This is a genomic window from Komagataeibacter saccharivorans, from assembly GCF_004348195.1.
Classification (GTDB): Bacteria; Pseudomonadota; Alphaproteobacteria; order Acetobacterales; family Acetobacteraceae; genus Komagataeibacter; species Komagataeibacter saccharivorans.
In genome coordinates this window covers 206,924-226,337 of sequence record NZ_CP036404.1, presented here as the reverse complement: position 1 = coordinate 226,337, position 19,414 = coordinate 206,924, and the positions used below count along the sequence as shown (strand labels likewise).

18 protein-coding genes are annotated in these 19,414 nt (G+C 59.0%); 8 read left to right on the top strand and 10 right to left on the bottom strand.

All coding sequences use genetic code 11. The features are described 5' to 3' along the window. Positions 1-485: 485 nt before the first annotated feature. From KSAC_RS00945 to KSAC_RS00900, 10 genes are all read right to left on the bottom strand, one after another. On the bottom strand, positions 486-1,643 hold the full coding sequence (locus KSAC_RS00945; RefSeq protein WP_132303647.1) for a M20 aminoacylase family protein: 1,158 nt from the start codon (positions 1,641-1,643) through the stop codon (positions 486-488). Between the two features lie 201 nt (positions 1,644-1,844). Next, positions 1,845-2,333 (bottom strand): L-2-amino-thiazoline-4-carboxylic acid hydrolase, encoded by a 489-nt coding sequence (locus KSAC_RS00940; RefSeq protein ID WP_132303645.1) that lies wholly within the window; start codon positions 2,331-2,333, stop codon positions 1,845-1,847. A gap of 84 nt (positions 2,334-2,417) precedes the next feature. Then, positions 2,418-3,974 (bottom strand): glycoside hydrolase family 32 protein, encoded by a 1,557-nt coding sequence (locus tag KSAC_RS00935; protein ID WP_132303643.1) that lies wholly within the window; start codon positions 3,972-3,974, stop codon positions 2,418-2,420. An 89-nt stretch (positions 3,975-4,063) separates the two neighbouring features. After that, on the bottom strand, positions 4,064-5,758 hold the full coding sequence (locus KSAC_RS00930) for a glycoside hydrolase family 68 protein (protein WP_132303641.1): 1,695 nt from the start codon (positions 5,756-5,758) through the stop codon (positions 4,064-4,066). Between the two features lie 287 nt (positions 5,759-6,045). After that, positions 6,046-6,873, bottom strand: a complete 828-nt coding sequence (locus KSAC_RS00925; RefSeq protein WP_132303639.1) for a type II secretion system minor pseudopilin — start codon at positions 6,871-6,873, stop codon at positions 6,046-6,048. Beyond that, a complete protein-coding gene (gspD, locus tag KSAC_RS00920) occupies positions 6,870-9,149 on the bottom strand; it encodes a type II secretion system secretin GspD (protein ID WP_243705248.1) in 2,280 nt (759 codons plus the stop codon). The genes KSAC_RS00925 and gspD overlap by 4 nt, the downstream gene beginning before the upstream one ends. A gap of 38 nt (positions 9,150-9,187) precedes the next feature. After that, the gene (locus KSAC_RS00915; protein WP_132303636.1) at positions 9,188-9,814 is read right to left on the bottom strand and encodes a hypothetical protein; all 627 of its coding nucleotides are present in this window, start codon (positions 9,812-9,814) and stop codon (positions 9,188-9,190) included. Next, the gene (gene gspM / locus KSAC_RS00910) at positions 9,811-10,428 is read right to left on the bottom strand and encodes a type II secretion system protein GspM (protein ID WP_132303634.1); all 618 of its coding nucleotides are present in this window, start codon (positions 10,426-10,428) and stop codon (positions 9,811-9,813) included. Before gspM ends, KSAC_RS00915 begins: the two co-directional genes overlap by 4 nt. Beyond that, positions 10,425-11,279 carry a PilN domain-containing protein gene (locus tag KSAC_RS00905; protein ID WP_165927260.1) on the bottom strand — a complete coding sequence of 285 codons (855 nt, stop codon included), beginning with the start codon at positions 11,277-11,279 and terminating at the stop codon, positions 10,425-10,427. The genes gspM and KSAC_RS00905 overlap by 4 nt, the downstream gene beginning before the upstream one ends. Positions 11,280-11,593: 314 nt before the next feature. After that, positions 11,594-12,049 carry a lytic transglycosylase domain-containing protein gene (locus tag KSAC_RS00900; RefSeq protein WP_308410025.1) on the bottom strand — a complete coding sequence of 152 codons (456 nt, stop codon included), beginning with the start codon at positions 12,047-12,049 and terminating at the stop codon, positions 11,594-11,596. On the opposite strand from KSAC_RS00900, the gene gspG reads away from it, so the two are divergent. From gspG to KSAC_RS00860, 8 genes are all read left to right on the top strand, one after another. Further along, positions 12,041-12,538: a type II secretion system major pseudopilin GspG gene (gspG, locus tag KSAC_RS00895; RefSeq protein ID WP_408884736.1), complete on the top strand. Its 498-nt coding sequence runs from the start codon at positions 12,041-12,043 to the stop codon at positions 12,536-12,538. The two genes, KSAC_RS00900 and gspG, sit on opposite strands and share 9 nt — an antisense overlap. A gap of 13 nt (positions 12,539-12,551) precedes the next feature. Next, on the top strand, positions 12,552-13,340 hold the full coding sequence (locus KSAC_RS00890; protein ID WP_165927259.1) for a prepilin peptidase: 789 nt from the start codon (positions 12,552-12,554) through the stop codon (positions 13,338-13,340). Next, entirely contained in the window at positions 13,337-15,061 is a 1,725-nt protein-coding gene (locus tag KSAC_RS00885) for a GspE/PulE family protein (protein WP_243705247.1), read from the top strand. Before KSAC_RS00890 ends, KSAC_RS00885 begins: the two co-directional genes overlap by 4 nt. Continuing rightward, positions 15,061-16,317: a type II secretion system F family protein gene (locus KSAC_RS00880; RefSeq protein WP_132303628.1), complete on the top strand. Its 1,257-nt coding sequence runs from the start codon at positions 15,061-15,063 to the stop codon at positions 16,315-16,317. The genes KSAC_RS00885 and KSAC_RS00880 overlap by 1 nt, the downstream gene beginning before the upstream one ends. Next, positions 16,304-16,729 carry a prepilin-type N-terminal cleavage/methylation domain-containing protein gene (locus tag KSAC_RS00875; RefSeq protein WP_132303626.1) on the top strand — a complete coding sequence of 142 codons (426 nt, stop codon included), beginning with the start codon at positions 16,304-16,306 and terminating at the stop codon, positions 16,727-16,729. Before KSAC_RS00880 ends, KSAC_RS00875 begins: the two co-directional genes overlap by 14 nt. Then, a complete protein-coding gene (locus KSAC_RS00870; RefSeq protein ID WP_132303624.1) occupies positions 16,726-17,142 on the top strand; it encodes a PulJ/GspJ family protein in 417 nt (138 codons plus the stop codon). The genes KSAC_RS00875 and KSAC_RS00870 overlap by 4 nt, the downstream gene beginning before the upstream one ends. Next, positions 17,139-17,744, top strand: a complete 606-nt coding sequence (locus tag KSAC_RS00865; RefSeq protein WP_132303622.1) for a prepilin-type N-terminal cleavage/methylation domain-containing protein — start codon at positions 17,139-17,141, stop codon at positions 17,742-17,744. The genes KSAC_RS00870 and KSAC_RS00865 overlap by 4 nt, the downstream gene beginning before the upstream one ends. A gap of 396 nt (positions 17,745-18,140) precedes the next feature. Then, complete coding sequence (locus tag KSAC_RS00860) at positions 18,141-19,391, top strand: transglutaminase-like domain-containing protein (protein WP_243705246.1); 1,251 nt, start codon at positions 18,141-18,143, stop codon at positions 19,389-19,391. Positions 19,392-19,414 lie beyond the last annotated feature (23 nt).

Below are 19,414 nucleotides of genomic sequence, written 5' to 3'. Positions count from 1 at the left end.
CTCCCGTCCCTTTTTCCTGCCCCATGCTGTATTGATTTCACGCCCTGAGAGCCATTCTGGCAAATCACAGAGACAGAGAACGCAGGGGAGCATGAGTGGTCAACCGGGGTCAGCGCCATCTCACGCTCATCCCCGGTCAGTATTACGATCCGATCGAGTTTGTTTCTTTTTCTGAACAGTCGGATACAGGGCATTTCTTGCCAACACAACGTTCAACGTCCACTGGATCGTGGACACCCTATGAACGAAAGACGCCTGCATGGTCATTCCCTGTGCAGAAATCGCATCAACAGATACCCATTCAATGGTGAACGCTCATCAATGACTTATTGTGAAAAATAAATGCTTGAAGCATACCATCGCTTAATGTGGATGTATTATTTCCACACACGATATATATTTCATACAACTCAATAATTTATTATTATTTATAAATTAATTGCATTGTATTATGAATATTTATACCTATTAATACTCTTATCAAATTATACCGACAACGCATCCTCACTGACCTTTGCCAGAATGGATGCCCCATATACCAACGCCTCATCATTAAAATTGTACTCCGGGTGATGAAGCATTTCCGAATTGCCGTTACCCAGACACATATAGGCCCCCGGCACCCGATCCAGCATGTAGCTGAAATCTTCCGATGCCATGACCGGTTTCATATGCCGGTCGACATGGCCATCGCCACATATGTCAGCCGCCGCATTCGCCATCATGTCCGCGCAGGTCGGGTTATTCACGGTCGGCAGGAATTCGACGGGATACCGGATTTCCGCCGTAGCGCCGAAAGCGGCAGCAACACCTGTGACGATGGTTTTCATACGTGCGCGCATTTCATGCAGCACGGCGGTATCAAGGCAACGGAACGTACCGGCGATGGTCACGGCTTCCGGTATGATGTTATAGGCATGGCCACCTTCAATTCTGGTTACGCTGACCACGGCTTCCTTTCCCGTGGGGATATTGCGCGAAACAACGGATTGTAGCGCCGTAACGATATGGCAGGCTGTCAGCATCGGATCGATGGAGCGATCTGGCCGGGCCGCATGGGACCCCACACCTTTTACGGTAATCTCGAAAAATCCACCGCCCGCCATGACCGGCCCGCTGTTGATCGCACAGTTGCCTACGGCAAGTCCCGGCCAGTTATGCATGCCGAAAATATAGTCACAGGGAAATTCCTCAAAAAGTCCGTCGCGGATCATGGCGACCGCGCCAGTACTGCCTTCTTCCGCGGGCTGGAAAATGAAATTGACCGTTCCGTCAAACCGGCGCGTTTCCGACAGATAACGCGCCGCCCCCAGCAGCATGGTGGTATGACCATCATGCCCGCAGGCATGCATGCGCCCGGTATTGCGGCTTTTATAGGGAACGCTGCCCAGTTCATCCATCGGCAGGGCATCCATGTCCGCGCGCAGGCCCACGGACTTACCGGACGTCCCGTTTTTCAACACACCGACGATCCCTGTCCCCCCGATGCCCCGGTGAACGCTGATACCCCATTTTTCCAGCAGGTCGGCAACGATGTCGGATGTCCTGTACTCTTCCATGCCGAGTTCAGGATGTTCATGAAAATCCTGACGGATGGTTGTCAGTTCCTTGCGATACCCGCTGATTTTTTCAAGAACACCCATCACTCACCAATCCGACTTACATCTGAACTGAACCCAACCGAAAGGATACGATATCATAACGGTCATACCTCAACCAGAACGTTATGAATGTCCGCAGCCTATGAAGCTGCCCGAAAAATTACGGAACAGGCCAGCTACGGTCCATCTGAAGCCTTCCCATCTTCTATACTACCATATTAGAACCCTGCGCCGGGTGGCCATTCAGGCCGGGTCCACCGTCTCAGTCTGCGGCAGGGTATAGTGGAAATCGCAATGGGTTGCGCCCTCCATAATGGTCTGTCCCCGCTCGAACACGATATCGGGATTGAATCCCTCACAGAACGTACCGTCACGATTGCACGACAGCAGGCCGCCAATCGCGCCCAGCCCCATCGCGCGATAGAGTTCGGCATAACGACACCGCCTGACGTTGAAATCCAGCCGGGAGGGTGATGCCTCCACAACCTCGATCTCGAGCGCATCTTCCGCCGTCCAGAACTTCAGGATTTCCGCAAGGTCCAGCAGGTCGGGCATATGATCGAACCGCGCACGCATCGCCTCGCCCTGCTCAATGGCCGAGCGGGCTACAGCGGTACGGATGGTTTCGATGGCGACGGCTTCCCCATGGCTCTGGACCAGCGTGTTATAGACGTGCTTGAGAATGCCCGCTTCGATGCGCCGCTGTTCAATGATAGGCAGATTATCGCTCACCGGCTTTCCCTTTTATGTTGAACGGTCGGTGCATAATCATCATTCCATGGATAACATGGACAGAAAGAGAGACGATATTCCCGGTTATTCCGACGCTATACCGTCACTGAGAGGAGTGATGCGCAACTGCTTGAATTCAGCGCCCCCGCCTTCTGCGAATGCAATGACATGATCCGCGCCAGCCGGTGGAAAAATAAGGTCCGTCATAACGACTGATCCGTCCAGAGCCAGCACCTCCACAGAACTGCGGTCCACGATGATATGCGCTGACATGGCCTGATCCGCAGGCATGTTAACGATATGCACCGGACTGAAATGGGGAGAGAAATCCGTTTTTCCAGATCTTGACCTGTCAAGAGACACGGTATGGTGTTCAAAATCATAAACGATCCGCGTGCCCGTTGTACCGTCCGCCGAAGCACGCACCACGACCCCGGCCTTTTTGGCACCTTTTGCCTGAACTTCCAGTTGGATGTCCAGCACATCGCCACGGGCGGCATCAGGCAGAACCCGCTGTTCCGCGTCCAGTTTCAGGGCGCTGAAGGAATGCGAAGGATGCTTTGCCACCAGTGCAGTGTAATGCTCATCCGGTGCGAAGCACAGTTGAGGGCGACCACTGACCGTTTTGAGGCTGGCCGTCATGGGCAGGGTCATCTGACCTTTCCATGGGGCAGTTGGAACCGCTGTCGCGTAGTCCCAGTTATTCATCCAGCCAATCGTAAGCGGAACGCCGGTCGGGCGGCCTGAAAACAGCATGACAGCATAGCGGTCCGCGCCATGATCCCCCCAGTTATAGGCCGAAGGGTCGGACCCCGCCGGTGGCAGGTTTTCCGCCTGAAAGGTTGTCCCGTCAAAGGACCCGACGAAATAGGCGGTCCCCGATCCCCCTGCGATGCTCGACGGGTTCACGCCAATCATCATGACCCATTTCTGCCGTGCCGTATCGCCATCCAGTGGCAGCGCAAACAGGGACGGCATTTCCCACAGCATGCCCGGACGCACGAAACCGGCAGGCCCGAAATCACTGAGGAAGGTCCAGTCGATCAGGTTATCCGATTTGTAAAGCTTGATAACCGGCGCGTCCGCTACGACGGCTGTCATGACCCAGTATTTTCCCGGCGCATACCACGTTACCGAAGGATCACGGAAATTCTTGGAAGCCGGGGCAAGCGTCAGGACCGGGTCCTTTTTATATGCCTGCCATGTGTAGCCGCCGTCACGGCTGTAAGCCAGTGACTGCGCCTGCACACCGGGTTCATGGCCGGTCCCCGCCTTGAACACGCTGGTGTAAAGCGCCACCATGGCCGGGTTTTCCACTGTACCCAGTCCGGACGTATTATCCCGGTCAACCACGACGGAGCCGGAAAAAACATCCCGCTCCGCATTGGATATCATGGCGACCTTGTGTTCCTGCCAGTGCAGCAGGTCCGTACTGGTGGCATGCCCCCAGGACATATTCCCCCATTCAGCCGCCATGGGGTTATATTGGTAGAAAAGGTGATACACCCCCTTGTAGAAAACGGGGCCATTTGGGTCGTTCATCCAGTACTGGCGGGGCGCGTAATGCAACATTGGCCGCCACTGCGATGTCTCGCCCGGTTGTACCGCAGGGGGTGTGGCATCGGCCTTCTGCGCTGCCATATCGGAACCTGTCATCGCAGCGCAGAAAAGCGTCATCAATATCACCTTTTTCTTCATCAAGAACCGTATCCGTTACCCTTAGAAGATCATCACTGCCCCAGCGATGCAAGGGCGACGAGTGGGTTGGTAGGCGTTGAACCGTTGCCCGATGTCAGATCCTGCAGGAAAGCCACGACATCAATATTATATCTGTTTGCAGGAATATCACCATATCCGCCCAGACCATTCTGTCCATAGCCCAGGTTGATTGCCGTATTCTGGCCACTGATATTGATCTGGACTGTTGGCGCCAGCGCACCACCGCGACGGTTTTCAACCGTATCGATAAACGATTCCACCAGTCCGCCGGGCATCACGTAATGCGAATACGACTGGAATGCGCGCGGATTCTGCAGGGGATTTGGATCAAAGTCGGAACCTGCCGCCTGGTTCAGGTCGGTCGGATTGCCAAGAACAAGACCACTGCCCCAGTTCATAGGCTTGAAATCGCTGCGAATTCCGTTCCCCACAAATCCATAGACCCCATCGGGACCATCCATTCCGGCGGCAAATGTTGTCCGATGGCTTATGGTGAACAGGTAATATTTGTTGTCCTTAATATAGATCTGGGGCCGTTCCGTCTGGTCATTGACGCAGTTTGCCGAAATGATCGGCGGCAGGAAACGCCATTTGGTCAATGATCGGTTCAGGGCTACGGCCAGACCGATGTTGGCTTTCTGGTAAGTGGCGCCGGAATTGAGAACATCATTGAGATTTTCCGCATAGGGATCACCCGAACGATAACCCAGATCCGCTGCCGTGCAGTCCGCAGCCCCGCGCTCACCCGCCGTATTGCCTTCGAACACCATGAAGGTGTAGCCGGGATGGGCCGGGTCTTCAAACGTAAACGGGTCGCGGAAGGAATAGAACTCGTTCTGCTGGCCGGTCTGGTAATAGACGCCATCAGGCTGCAGCAGTCCTTCATGATTGTTGAACCCGGTAAACCATACATGCGTAAGATCCGCATGAATTCGACCATCTGTTTTTGAAATAATCGCAATCGGTGGCGCAATATTAGCACCTGCATCCGTACGGTTGAACCCCAGCGCGGTATAGAACACGCTTACCCGGTTATCGCCCACTTTAACCAGCCGGGTAGACCCCGACCATTCCGCGTTCTGCGTAAGGGTCGTCGATCCGAATACCTTCGCGCTGGCACCATCGGGGAACAGATGCCCGCCATATATCCAGCCCCCGTTACGCGGGCGACGGGATGCGGGAATACCCGCCCGCCGGTAAAAAAAGCCAATTCTGGCATGGACATGCCGGTCATCAAAAGTATAGCCGGCGTTGGGATCGGCCGTAAGTGAGAAGATGACTTCCCAGCCGTTATAACTGAACTGATTAGCCTGTGCGTCAATCAGTGTCCATGTATCCCATACCCATACATCGGGATTGGTCTGCGGGAAATTGGCGGGAATATCGGGCATGGTCAGGCGGGCTGGCAGGGAATTGCCCCCCGTGGGATTGGTAAGGCTGGATCGCGCCCTGATCTGGCGGGCATCCGCGCGCGTCCAGCGGGACGTATATGTATCAAAGGGATCATAGGCCTGCTGGGTATGTATCGTGGGCAGGGCATAGCCTGACACGCCAACGGTCTGCGCCCCGGCCGCTATCGGCTCGCCCGACATGCTGGCTGCCAGCATGCCCGCCCCCAGCAGGAGCCATCGCGCCCGCTGGAAAAACATACTGTAATGGAACGGATGTTCCTGCTCTGTATTTTCTGTTTTATTTGTATTTTGCATGTTATGTCCTCCGGCATCAGGTACACCCTGCCTTCGGACCATCCGCCGAAGAGCAGGTTATGGACTCGACGGTACTGTTCCAATCACGCCATATTTCTGTGGTTTCATTAGACCTCTATAAAATATGGGCTTTTATTGCGCCCGATGCGGTTTTTCAGGAAGAAGTTCCCTTCCTTACAATAACCTATACATCCGGTGACGCACGCTCCTCGAACGAGGCGACTGTCCGGCAAGTTGCTTTATTGTTAAAATAATTTTCGAAATTATATCGATATAAAATGCGGAGATCAGTAATTCTGCGGCATATCCCATTGCACGATCCGCACGGGAAAGGCGGCATTTCCCCCCGGTTGCGTCGTGATGACCGCATGCCGCAGGGCACGCGCACCAGACGTGTCAGTGACGGTTACGTCTATTCCCACAATGGTCTGCGCACGCGCTTCATCGTCGGGTGCCGGATTACGGCCTGTCATGACCAGAGCCTGCCGGACAACGGGCGATGCCAAGGACAGGATCGGGTCGGCATCCCAGTACAGGCTGAGATAGGGGAGTAACTGCCGCGTCAGGCCGGGTGTCATACCCAGAACCAGACCGGTTTCCTCGGGCGTCTGGAAGGGAGCGCCCGGTGGTCCATAGGTCAGCCCGGCTGCTACGTAGGCAGCCGCACTCCCCGCCGGGGGCGTGGCCCCCTGCTGCAACGGAAAGCGCCATGCGCGAATATTCGCAGCGACCATCTGCGCGATACGATCCTGTGCGCCGATAACCCGCAGCAATGCGGCCAGCAGATCGGGGGACGCCAGATTGGGATTGACCTTTCCGCCCTCGCTGACAATGCGATATTGGATAACGATGCGATCATGCCGGACCTGATGAATCACGCCATCCGCGCTCCAGTGCCCACGCGCGGGGTCCAGAAGATGGAACGCGGCTTCCCATACGCCACCATCCGCCTGTGCCTGCAACTGCGCGTGCAGGCGTTCCAGCGCCGCCATGCGCACCTGCCGCCTGCCCGTGGCAATAATGGCGAAGGCAAGGAAGGACAGCATCACCATCGTCCACAGCACCACCAGCAGGGCAAAACCGTTATCTTTGCCTGCCAGCCGTCGCGCCTTCATGGCCCAAGGCCCACGCCGCGTCTTATGCGCGCCTGCGGGTCGGCGCTGCCACTGGAATGCATCCGCGCCAGTTCGTCTGGCACGGCGGCGGCACTGGTCAGGCTTTCGCGCATATCCTCGGTCAGGGCCTGCGCATCACGCTGGTCATGAAGGACATGCGGGGTGATCAGCACCAGCAGTTCCGTACGCTGGTGATTATTGCTCTGGTTCCCGGCGAGAAACCCCAGAACCGGGATATCCTTGAACCATGGCACACCGCTATTGTTACGTGACGACGTATCGGTAATCAGCCCCGCCAGACCGACTGTCTGCCCATCCTGTATGACCACGCGGGATGTGACGGAACGATCGTTGAATGTAGGATTGACGGTGCTGGATGACGTATCGTTGACGGAACTGACTTCCTGCGAGATATCAAGCGTGACCAGCCCGCCATTATTGACCCGTGGCGTAACCTGCATGATGACGCCGGTCGGCTGGTAGGTAAACTGATTGTATATGGATGTACCAATCGTGCTGGACTGCGATCCGGTCTGGATCGGCACCAGTTGCCCGACCTGCAACCGCGCAGGCTGATTATCAAGAACCATGATCTGTGGCGATGACAGGACATGTACCTTGGTCACGTTCTGCAACGCATCAATGGCGAAGGGCGCACCGCCACCCGTTGCCCCCCCTATGATAAATCCCGGCAGGGTATGGCTGAACGCGGCGGTAGCCAGCCTGCCGGTGGTGATGGTCTGGCTGTTGGCGCTCAGTACGCCGTTGATCCCACCTGATTTGAAGAAGAACTGCGTGCCGTAACGCAGGGCATCATTCAGTTGCACCTCGGCGATCACGGCATCGATACGGACCTGCATGGGCAGGATGTCGATCCTGCGCAGCATGTCCTCCACCGTATCGTTTTCCTGATCGGTACCATAGATCAGCAGGGCGTTATGCTGCGGGCTGGGGATAATCCGCATACCGCGCTGCCGCCCGCCATTGCCGCCGCCACTATTATCCAGCCCCCCCAGTAACGGATTCTGATTGGCTGCCTGCCCCGTCCCGGTCCCCGCCGCCTGCGCAGGCTGGCCCAGAAGGGAGGCGGCCCCGCCCGCTCCCCCCATCAGGCCGCCGCCCGTCATGGCCTGTCCTGTCCCAAGCCCACCGCCACCAGTCAGCCCCCCCGTGCCCTGCCCCATCTGCTGATTGCTTGCACCAGGAATATTGGGCTGGGGCGGCTGGGTGGGCTGGGCCGTAACGTCGTCCGGCGTGAAAGCCTGCTGAAGGACGTAGGCTGCATCATTCGCATTGGTATTCTGCAGGTAATAGACATGCCAGTTCCGCATCGTTGTCCGGCGTGTCCGTTCGAGCAGATCGAACAGACGCCGGGCATCGTCGATGTAATGGCTGGACGCCGCCACCACCAGCACCGCATCGACACGCGTCATCGGGATGACCCGCACTTCCTGCGTCAGGGCGCCCCCACGCCCATGCAATGCTTCCTGCAATGCCGTGGCGGCGTCTTTCGCACTGCCTGAAGGCACAGGCAGAAGGGCATATGACTGCCCGGCCAGAAGATCGATATCGAACGCATGCACCAGACTGACGATCGTATCGCGCGTAACGGGATCACCACTAACCAGCAGCGCGTTGGTGCCCGCCATCGGTGTAACCCGGCTGCCCGCCTGCACAAAAGGCTGGAGCGCCTTGGCCAGATCCTCCGCCCCGGCGTAATGCAGGGCAACCATGGTGCTGCCCGCCAGTCCGGCATCTTCAGCCATGCTGACACTTCCACCCGCCCCGCCGCCACTACCCGCCTTCCCGCCCACGGGCAGCACGCGATACAGGCCGCCGGTCTTCCCCAGGCTTGCCCCCACTTCCCCCAGCAGCATCTGCAGGGTTGGCAGCACTTCCGCAGGCAGAAGGGGGGTTGCCGTATGCAACGTGACCGCCCCGGTAACAGCCGGATCAATCGTGTAATTGACATGCAGCACACCGCCCAGAATCTGGGCGACGACATCGCGGATATCCGTTTCAGCGAAATCCAGCATTATGGTACCAGCCTGCCCGCTACGCACATTGGGGGTCAGGCGCGGTGTCATGTCGCGGCCATAGCTGACCTGCGCGGGTGTGATCTGGTCCGTGGAACCAACCTTGCCATTGACGCGCGGGGCGCTGCCATCCCCCAGAAGGAGCGGTTCGGACAAAGGCTGGATTTTGGGATGGTCGCTGTAATCACAGCCGACCAGCAGGCAGCATAGAAATACGACATAATGAACGCCATTGCCCATCGATCGGGAATGTCCTGTTTTCAGAATGCGGGCATGCTTCATGGATGGGGCTGGTCCGGACGGGAAGGTGGGGCGGGAAAGCGGGATGCGGGTATGAGGATCTCATCCTCGGCAGAGGAAGGCGGAACATCGTCTTCCTTCCCCGCCAGATGTGTCGGCCCGTGACCGGAGGCACGTGCAGGCCGCAGGGTCTGGACACCCCCTGCCCCGTCCACTTCAACTGTCTGCGCGCCGATATGGCGCACATGCCATGGCCCGGCCTGTTCACCTTCACCTACAGGCATGCCGCGGAGGGACGTTTTGTCCGCACCCGCTTTTTCCGGCACGCCGCTTACGACAAAGATTGCCTTGCGGCCTGTCGGACTGATGATGATCCCCGCCAGTCGCAGGCTCTGTGCTCCGGCTGTAACGGACGCAACAGGGCGACGGGAAGGGTTGAAAAGTGGCCGCGCGAGGATGGCGTCGGCCCAACCGGCCTGCTCCCCCCGTCCATTTTCCCTTCGTATCGGGACAGACAATGCGGCAAGGCGCGGAGGGACAGTATGCCTGTCTCTACCCCCATAAATCTCCGTCCCGATAACACCCGCCAAGGCCACCCCGCACAGGATCATCGGCGTGATGCCCACCGGCATCCTGCGCCGCAGTATGGAAACAGGCGGGATCAAGGCGCCACCTGCGGACGCGCGCCATCCTGCGGATCACCCCGGCGGAATGCCAGAACCGTCATTGCTGCCTGAAGGGAGGGCGCGCCGCCCACATTCTCACCCGTGACATGCAGTTGCAGGCCATCAACCAGCAGAACGGGCGATGCGCGTTCCACGGCGTCCAGAAAATGAATTACGGCGGGAAATGACGTGAGCGTTGCGATGCTGACCCCGATACGCCGGTACCGGCCCACGGAAACAGCGGCAAGGGTCTCCACGCTGGACAGGGCCATGCCCTGTTCCGTCGCCATCTGCTGCACCCTTTCCTGCAATGCCGCCGCTGCAACGGTATCGTTCCCGCCTTCCAGCAGGAATGAGGGCCCTGCGGGTACACTGGCTTCCTGCCTGCGCAGGGCGGGCAACGCCGCAGCCAGCACCGCCATGCGCGCAACAACCGCGCGCCTTGTATCCAGCGCCTCCGCCCGGCTGTGGTACCAGCCCCATAACGGCATGGCGACCATATTCCACAGCACAAGCAGCACGACCAGTCCGATGCCGACCGCCAGAGCCTGCCCCTTGCGTCCTTCCGGCAGAACGGTCTGTCCCGTCTGCTCCGATGAGCCGGAGGCCATCATCGCACGGGTATTCCGGCCCGGATGGAAAACTGGCTGCTTTCGCTGCCTTCCGTGCGCGTTACCGGGGCAGCGAATGCAGGGGCGGCGAAAACCGGGTTCGCACTCATCGCCTGAATGACGCGCGTGCTGACGGGCGAACGACCGCTGACCAGCAGTTGACCCTGCTGCAGCGTCATATCGGTCAGATAGGTTCCATCGGGCAGGGCGTTGGTCAGTGCCGCCAGTATGGCAAGGGGATCACCCAGCCGCTGGCGTTCCGAATGGACCATGACCTGCCCTGCGGCACCATCCAGAAATTTCTGGCGTATCTGTTCGGCGGCACGCGCATCCGGCCCCAGCGCCGCCATCTGGCGGTCCAGCCCTGCGTTATCGTGCTGTTGCCGGACAAAAGGAAGTATCAACGCAATTACCGCCATTACCATGCAGGCTGACAGCATGCCCGTTCGCACACGTCCCCCCGCCACCTGATCGCGGGTCAGCGGCAGGCGTAGAACCGTACTGTCAGGACGGGAGACCTCCAGTGCTACGGGAATGACACCTGCCGCGCGCAGGATGGCGGGCAGACCACGCAAGGCCGCCAGCGGCACAACCGAAAGACGTATATGAATACGCCCCCCGGACGTATCCCGCCGCCGCACCGCCCAGCCGAACACCACGTCAGCTGCGGCAAAAGGGGTCAGTCGATCCATTTCATAGGACAGGATGCGATCCAACGCTTTTTCGGCCACCATAGGAAACGCCACGTCCCGCTCCAATAATGCCCCCTCGCCCGGATATAGGATGGCCTCGTTCACGCCATGGGCGGCAACCATGCCCTTCATGGCATCATGAAGACCCGATACAGCCCCCATGAAGGCATCATCTCCATCCGGCTCTGCCGGGCTGCCGTGTGAAATGAAAGTCCGGTAAATCTCTTCTTCGTTATTTTTCCGAATTATAACCTGGTCAGAATAATACCTGACCTGACAGGCACCTGATAAACGTTCCGCGCGGTGGAAGTGGATGGGCAGAAGATCGCGCATCTGCCGCATCCACCAGCCTAAAATGTCACGCGCGTTCATGATGCGGGAACTCGCAGGGAATGAATGAGTTCCAGTTCCACCCGTAATTATCCTGAAATATTACAAAACACATGCAAGGCACAGGAAAAGACAGGCCCCATCCGTTACGGTGCGGGACCAAGGGTTGCGAACAGCCGGGCTGCGGATTGCTGAACCTGTAACTGGTATGTCCGGTTCAGGGTTGGAGTATGGGAATGATAGTCGCCGATCGCCTCAAGCAGTATTCCATGCGTCCTGTCCAGATGCGTCCGCATGATCGCCCCGGCGGCGGCGATATTATAGCAGGCTTCGTCCCGCAGGCGGCGGTAGACGGTAGCCACAGGCATCCGGGTATAACGGGCAAGCGGTTCCAGCCACACGGTATTGACCTGCATTACGCCGAGGTCACGACTGCCATTTCCATTGGGATGTTCAAGACCGGGATATCCCCCTTCTACAGCCTGAATGGCGGGCAGGACACGCGGCGGCAGATGATACAGTGCTGCGACCAGCGCCATGCAGCCCAGATAGGGAACGCCCATGATACCCCCGACAATGCAGGTCGCCATCCGTTGCGACATATTCTTCACCAAATAAGTAAAAGTCGATATTTTATTTCCGCATCCTGTCGAAAACGTGTATCGGCACCGTCCCCGCACCCTTTACGTGATGCCGGTTTCACCCTGATCGAACTGCTGGTGGTCATCGCCATCCTTGGCCTTCTGATCGGACTGGTCGCGCCTGCGGCACTACGCCAGCTTGGCGGTGCGCGGACATCCATTGCCCGCCAGTCCATCGAGCGGATCGGACAGGTGCTGGACCTGTATAAACTTGATGTCGGCTCCTATCCCTCGACCGAGGACGGATTACAGGCGCTGGTAACCAGACCGGCGGATACGGAAAACTGGAATGGTCCCTATGTAAAAGATGGCCGCGCGCCGCTTGACCCGTGGAACCACCCCTATCTCTATCACAACCCATCGGAAAGGGCCGGACATGATTACGACCTGTGTTCCGCAGGTCCCACGGGCCGGAACGATGAGACCGCACACCAGATCTGCAATCCCTAGGACGGCGGACGTGATGGATGAGATGACACTGCTGCCCTTGCTGGCGGCCCCCTTCATGGGATCATTTGCCGGGGTCCTGATAACGCGCCTGCCCCATGGCCGCCCCGTCATTTACGCACGTTCAGCCTGCGATAGCTGCGGAAGCGGACTTTCAGCCCATGAACTCCTTCCCCTGTTCAGTTACGCCTGCCTGCACGGCCGGTGCCGCACCTGTCGCGCGCCAATCGGCTTTTTCCATCCTGCGGTGGAACTGGCCGCCATCACGGTGGCGGCCATTGCCCTTGTCGCCACAGGCGCACTCTCCGGGGTGCCTGACATGGCGCGGCTATGGGGCGGGTGCGTTCTGGGGTGGGCGCTGCTGGCGCTGGGCTGGATCGACCTGCGCACCCTGCGCCTGCCTGATGCGTTGACACTGCCGCTGGTACTGGCGGGCCTTGTCGAATGCGATATCATAAACCCGGCGGCACTTGGGGACCATGCCATAGGGGCCGGTATCGGTTATGCCGCTTTCCGGCTGATCGCAGGGGCCTATCGTTACATCCGGGGGCGGGAGGGTCTGGGGCAGGGAGATGCGAAGCTGCTTGCCGCCGCCGGCGCATGGATCGGATACGAACAGTTGCCGCTGGTCGTCGCCGGGGGAAGCATCGTGACCCTGCTGGCCATAGGCATCTTGCAACTGACGCGACCCGTTACACATATGCCGGATGATGCGTGGCCCGCACGCATCCCGTTCGGGCCGGGGCTGGCGCTGGCATTATGGGTTCTGTTCCTGTTCGGCCCCGCCCCATGGGGAACGTCATGATGCCACGGGATTCCGGCGGCATGACCGAAAGCGCCGCCCCCCCTCCCTCAGCCGAGGAACGCCTGTTGCATCTCCTTGTGGAAACGGGACGGTGTGATGCGCGCACGCTCGAACGCGGACGCCGCGCTGCGGAAGACATGGGGGGGCGGGTGGATATCGCGCTGCTCCGCCTTGGTCTCGTATCAGAACGCGCGCTGGCGGAAACCTATGCGACATTGCTCGATCTTCCCCTCGTAACGCCTGAGCAGTTTCCGATGGTGCCCGTTCTGGCGGATCGGTTGTCCATGCGGTTTCTGCGCGACAGCCACGCCCTGCCGCTGACCTGCACGGATACCACCATCACACTCGCCCTTGCCGATCCGCTGGACCCTTTTATCCATACCGCCATTACAGCGGCCACGGGCCTTGCGGTCAGCATGGTGGTCGCCGTCCCGGTTGAGATCGAAGCCGCGTTCGAACGCCTTTATCCCGGCACCGGAGAGACGGAAAAGGTCGAGCATGACGCCCCGCTGGAAGATGATGCGGAGCGCCTGCGCGATATGGCGTCCGAAGCGCCGGTTATCCGCCTTGTTAACCAGATCATTTTCCGGGCGGTGGAAAACCGTGCATCCGATATTCATATCGAACCCTTCGAGGACCGGCTGCGCATCCGCTACCGTCATGATGGTATCCTGCAGGAAGCGGAAAGCCCGGCGGTGCAACTGACGGCGGCAGTCATCTCCCGCATCAAGATCATGGCACGACTGGATATTGCCGAACGACGGCTGCCACAGGACGGCCGCATCCGCCTGCCGGTGCGGGGGCAGGAAGTGGATTTCCGTGTTTCCACCATTCCTTCCCTGCATGGGGAAACGGTGGTGCTGCGCGTTCTGGACCGCTCCGCCGTGACATTCGACTACGGCGCGCTGGGGCTGGCCCCCGGCGTAATCGGACTGCTGACGAAAACCCTCCAGCTTCCCAATGGGATCGTACTTGTGACCGGGCCGACAGGATCGGGCAAGACCACCACGCTTTATTCCGCCCTGCTGACGCTCAATACCGTTGATCGCAACGTGGTGACGGTTGAGGACCCCATTGAATTCCAGTTGGCCGGGATCAGTCAGGTGCAGGTCAAGCCGCAGATCGGTCTGAATTTCGCCACCCTGCTGCGCGCCATCCTGCGGCAGGACCCCGATATTGTGATGGTGGGCGAAATCCGCGATCTGGAAACCACCCAGATTGCGGTGCAGGCGGCACTGACCGGGCATCTTGTCCTGTCAACGCTACATACCAATTCGGCTGCCGCGGCCATTGTACGCCTGCGTGACATGGGGGTGGAAGACTACCTGCTGACAGCCGTGCTGCGTGGCGTGATGGCGCAGCGTCTGGTACGTCGGCTGTGCCTGCACTGCCGGGTGGCCCATCCTGCCCCCCCGGAACTGATTGCCCGTTTCCGGCTGGAAGAACGAACAGCCGTAAGACCCATCATGCTGCATCATCCGGTCGGCTGTGCCCATTGCCACGCAACAGGCTATGCCGGGCGACTGGCCATTGCCGAATTCCTCGTGCCGGACGAAACCATTGCCCGGCTGATCTTCGCCCATGCCGATCATGCCACCATTGAGCGCGCGGCCACGGCTGCCGGAATGGTCACAATGTTCGATGCCGGGCTTGAAGCCGCACTGGCAGGCCAGACAACGATTGAGGAAGTCACCCGCAGCATCGCATCGGACGGCATGTAATGGCGGACAGCCCCCCCCCTTCGGTCTTTTACTTCACGGCCATAACCCCGACGGGGCAGACCATACATGGCGCCGTCAATGCCGGGAGTGAGAGCGAAGCCATTGCGTGGATACGCCGTCAGGGCAACATGCCGGTGCGGGCGCAATCCGGTGCGGGACATGACCGGTGGCGATCCATCTTTTCCGCGCTGACACGCGGCCTGCCCTTCCGCCGCCGTGAACTGCGACGCACGGAGGCCGCATATCTTACGCGCGAACTCTCCGTCATGCTGGCGGCAGGGCAGGATCTGGACCGGGCCATGCGCTTTCTGGTCGAGACCGCGCCAAACCGCCGGGTCAGAGCCGTCGCGGACAGCGTGCGGGCGGCCTTACGCGACGGGCGCAGTTTCCATGCCGCCCTACTGCGCCATCCGGGCAGTTTCCCGCCGCTTTATGCAGGACTGGTGCGAGCGGCGGAAGCGGGCGGCAGCCTGCCATCCACACTGGAACATCTGGCTGGCATGATGGAACGCGAGCGCACACTGGTCACGACCATCCAGTCGGCCATGATCTATCCCGCCATGCTGATGCTGGCGGCGATCGGTTCCGTCATTCTTCTGCTGACACAGGTTCTGCCCCAGTTCGTTCCCCTGTTTGCGGAAAACAATGCAGCACTGCCCCCATCCACACGCCTGCTGATCGCCATGGGTGACTGGCTGGAACATGACGGTCCGTTTCTGCTGACTGGCGTGGTGATGGCGGGGCTGGTGGTGCGGTTCGTTCTACAGCGGCCGGGACCCCGCCTTTGGGCGGACCGGCTGTGGCTGCGGGTGCCCCTGATCGGGACGCTGGCGCGCGAGATCATGGCCGCCCATTTCACCCGCACGCTGGGCACGTTGCTGATGAACGGGGTGCCGCTTCTGTCTGCGCTGGCCATCGTGCATGACGTGATCGGCAATCGCGCGGCGCGGCAGTCGGTAGACCACGCCGCCGACACCGCACGCAGCGGCGGTCCGCTGTCACGCACACTGGCCGATAGCGGCATCTTTCCCCCACGCGCGGTCCATCTCCTGCGCCTGGGGGAAGATACGGCCCAGCTTGGCCCCCTGGCCCTGCGGGCCGCCGCAATTCATGAGGAGCAGGTGCGCGTGCGCCTGCAACGCATGGTCGCGGTTCTGGTCCCGCTCATCACCATCGTCATGGGCGCGATGATCGCGGGGATCGTCTCGTCCCTTCTGCTGGCCATGCTGGGACTGAACGACCTTGCACAGCAGTAAGGCGATACGAACCGGCGGTTTCACGCTGCTGGAAATGATCATCGTCCTTGTGGTGGCGGGGCTGGCGGCGTCGCTCCTGCTTGCGCGGGGACCAATGCACGCTCCAGCACTGGAACTGCGCGTCGCGGCGGAAACGCTGGCCGCGGAACTGCGCGAAGGACGGGCAATCGCAACCGCCACGCAGCAGGCTGTGGTATTCCTCGCCACGCCCGGAGGGAACTATGGACTGAGTGGCCACACACAACGGACGTTGCCCGTGGGCATGACCCTGCAGGTTCCGGCCCGGATCGTCTTTTTCCCTGATGGCAGCACTTCTGCCGGAACAATCGTTCTCGCCTCCCCTGCTGGCAGGATTGCGATTACCGTTGACCGCCTGACCGGCCATGTCGCCATGCGAAAGATCACCTCATGAACGCACGACACCCTGAATCCGGCTTCACCCTGCTTGAGGTGATGGTGGCATTCATCATCGGCGTCCTTGCGCTTGGGGTGCTGTGGGAAAGCGGGATTGGCGGATGGCGCGCCGCACGAATAACCGAACGATCGATGGAGGCCCTGTCCCGTGCGCAGTCCCATCTGGCGGTCGTCGGCCATGGCCTTGCCGTAAGGCCGCTTTCCGAACACGGCGAAGACGGCAGTGGCTTTTACTGGCAGTTACGGATCACACCATCACAGACCAGCGGCCGGATGACGCTCTACACCGTGGAAATTACGGAATCCTGGTCCGATGCAGCAACAGATACGCACAACGATGATACCGTAAACCGTCGCGCGATCACCCTGCGCACCGCGCGGATTGGCCCAACCGCCGGACCGACACCATGAGCGCACGCCCGACTGGCGACCGGAAGCATCAAGGCGGATTTACCCTGCTGGAATTACTGGTGGCGCTGGTAATATTCGGCATCCTGCTGGCCAGCCTTACGCAGGGCACCCGATTTGGCCTGACCCTGTTCCAGCGCCAGCAGGCCGTGGTTTCCAGCACGGGTAACCTGTCCGAAATCGATCATCTGATGCGTCGTCTTATTGAAGAGGCGGAGCCGGGCAGTCAGGATGATCCGCGCACGCTTACAGGCACACCTCACGGCATTGCGCTGCGCAGCCGTATTCCCACCGGCATCGCCACATCGCCGCTGAACCGGCTGTCCGACCTCCGCCTGTCGCTGGAGGGCAATCAACTGGTCCTGACATGGCTGCCCCACCGGCATGCCATCGCATTGACCCCGCTCCCACCGCCACAGCACGCCATCTTGATGACGGCGGTGTCAGATCTGGAAATCAGTTATTTTGGCATGGGCCAATGGCATCCATCGTGGGTACAGGATCAACTGCCGGAGCTTGTGCGTATTCGCGTGGTCTCCACCAACGAACATAACAGGCACTGGCCCGATATAGTAATTTCCCCCATGCGGTCGCGTTACGACTGAAAGCCATTTTTCATCCTGAACACGCATCCCGCTCCTGTTTTATACGTTGCCCTGATGCGATACGCACCACCTCCCCTATTCCGTCGGCATGGACTGCATCCCTAAGGGGCCTATCGACAGACAGTATGCTCGCGTCCAATGGTATATGATGAAAAATGATGCGGTTATCAGGCTCGTGATTACCGCAATATCATTACTAAATAAATTATATTTCTGTAAAATAACAGAATTAATAACTTATTTTAATTGTGTTTAAGGAAATTATATAAGTATTATATCAATTCCCAAGGCGATTTTATAGAATTTAATAAAACTTATGAAAATAATAATTCATGGAATTGAATTATTACTACAAATCAATCGGTCATAAAAACAAGAAGGCGCATATGACGGAGCATGAAAATGCCAACTGGCCCGCAATTTGAAGACCGTTACCGTACGATTGACGAAGGCCGGATACTGGAAGCCATCATGCTTCTTGGCTGGGCCTTCTCCGAACCGTCGGACACCATCCGGCTGGCCGCCCGTCAGGCGCTAGACAGGTGGATACAACAGGGGTTGAGCGTGCGCATCACCCAGGGTGGCCAGTGCCTGTTCGACCCGGTTGAGGTTGTATTCCACCTGAAAAATGCCGGGCGGCTTGGACACGATGATTTCTGGTCCAGACATTACGTCACGACCAGTCGACGACTGGTGCAGGAGTTACCCACGCACCCGCCTGGCAGGATAACGGTAAGCATGAAGCGCCGTTTTTCCTTACGCGCCGTGACGCCGGGCCGAACGTTGCGGCTGCGCATGCCCCTGCCGCTGGCTGAACGCTGTCATGATCTGGATATTCAGCCCTTTACCACGCATGACGGCGGAACCTGTATCGTAACAGACGGCCGGATGGAACGACATATCCGCGCAGGCGACACCGATCATGCGTGGCTGGGCGCACGGATCAGTTTCGTCCCTACCGAAGCCGCATCGGATGATAGCGTAACCGATCCTGCATTATACCTGAAATCCGGTGAGGGACTGATCCGGATTACGAACCGGATCTCATCCCTGTCCCGACGGCTGGCGGGTAATCAGTCCCCACGCCTGGCCGTTCTTGCCTTCTGGAATTTCATTCTCGATACTTTCCTGTCCGGCCCGGTACATTATGACCAGATTCCTGCTGACACGCCGCTGGACTGGGTACTGGACAATGGTTGCTGCGACTGTCATCTGGCATCGTCCTTTCTTGTCGCTCTATGTCGCGCGCGGGGGATTCCGGCGCGGCTGGTCAGTGGCAACTTCCTTTATCCCCACTCACCCACAATGCATTACTGGGCCGAAGTCCGGATGGATGATAGCGGCTGGCGCCCCTTTGATTTCATGAGCTGGGACCTGTCATGCGGCGGGCAGGAAAACGACTGGCGGCAGTATTTTTTTGGTCGGGTCGATGCCCGCATCATCAGCCAGTGCCTGCCGAGATCCTGTACCGGACCGGTCGGTATATCCATCCCGCCCGACTGGCGCGTCATCCAGACGGCGGAGGAAGGCGGCGTCAAGATAGATCTGGTGGCAGGCGATGGATGTTCGCTGCACACTGATCACATCACTGTCGAAACGACAGAAAATGCGAAAAAAGAAACACCTGTCTATTCTATGGCAAAATGATGGCAAATAGTGTTACTGCCTGC

Coding starts and splice junctions, on each gene's coding strand:
- KSAC_RS00925 (WP_132303639.1), bottom strand. CDS start 6,873: ATGAAGGCGCGACGGCTGGCAGGCAAAGATAACGGTTTTGCCCTGCTG.
- KSAC_RS00905 (WP_165927260.1), bottom strand. CDS start 11,279: ATGGGGGCTGTATCGGGTCTTCATGATGCCATGAAGGGCATGGTTGCC.
- KSAC_RS00945 (WP_132303647.1), bottom strand. CDS start 1,643: ATGGGTGTTCTTGAAAAAATCAGCGGGTATCGCAAGGAACTGACAACC.
- KSAC_RS00935 (WP_132303643.1), bottom strand. CDS start 3,974: ATGGCAGCGCAGAAGGCCGATGCCACACCCCCTGCGGTACAACCGGGC.
- KSAC_RS00930 (WP_132303641.1), bottom strand. CDS start 5,758: ATGCAAAATACAAATAAAACAGAAAATACAGAGCAGGAACATCCGTTC.
- KSAC_RS00870 (WP_132303624.1), top strand. CDS start 16,726: ATGAACGCACGACACCCTGAATCCGGCTTCACCCTGCTTGAGGTGATG.
- KSAC_RS00900 (WP_308410025.1), bottom strand. CDS start 12,049: ATGTCGCAACGGATGGCGACCTGCATTGTCGGGGGTATCATGGGCGTT.
- gspM (WP_132303634.1), bottom strand. CDS start 10,428: ATGATGGCCTCCGGCTCATCGGAGCAGACGGGACAGACCGTTCTGCCG.
- gspD (WP_243705248.1), bottom strand. CDS start 9,149: ATGGGCAATGGCGTTCATTATGTCGTATTTCTATGCTGCCTGCTGGTC.
- KSAC_RS00880 (WP_132303628.1), top strand. CDS start 15,061: ATGGCGGACAGCCCCCCCCCTTCGGTCTTTTACTTCACGGCCATAACC.
- KSAC_RS00865 (WP_132303622.1), top strand. CDS start 17,139: ATGAGCGCACGCCCGACTGGCGACCGGAAGCATCAAGGCGGATTTACC.
- KSAC_RS00860 (WP_243705246.1), top strand. CDS start 18,141: ATGAAAATGCCAACTGGCCCGCAATTTGAAGACCGTTACCGTACGATT.
- KSAC_RS00885 (WP_243705247.1), top strand. CDS start 13,337: ATGATGCCACGGGATTCCGGCGGCATGACCGAAAGCGCCGCCCCCCCT.
- KSAC_RS00890 (WP_165927259.1), top strand. CDS start 12,552: ATGGATGAGATGACACTGCTGCCCTTGCTGGCGGCCCCCTTCATGGGA.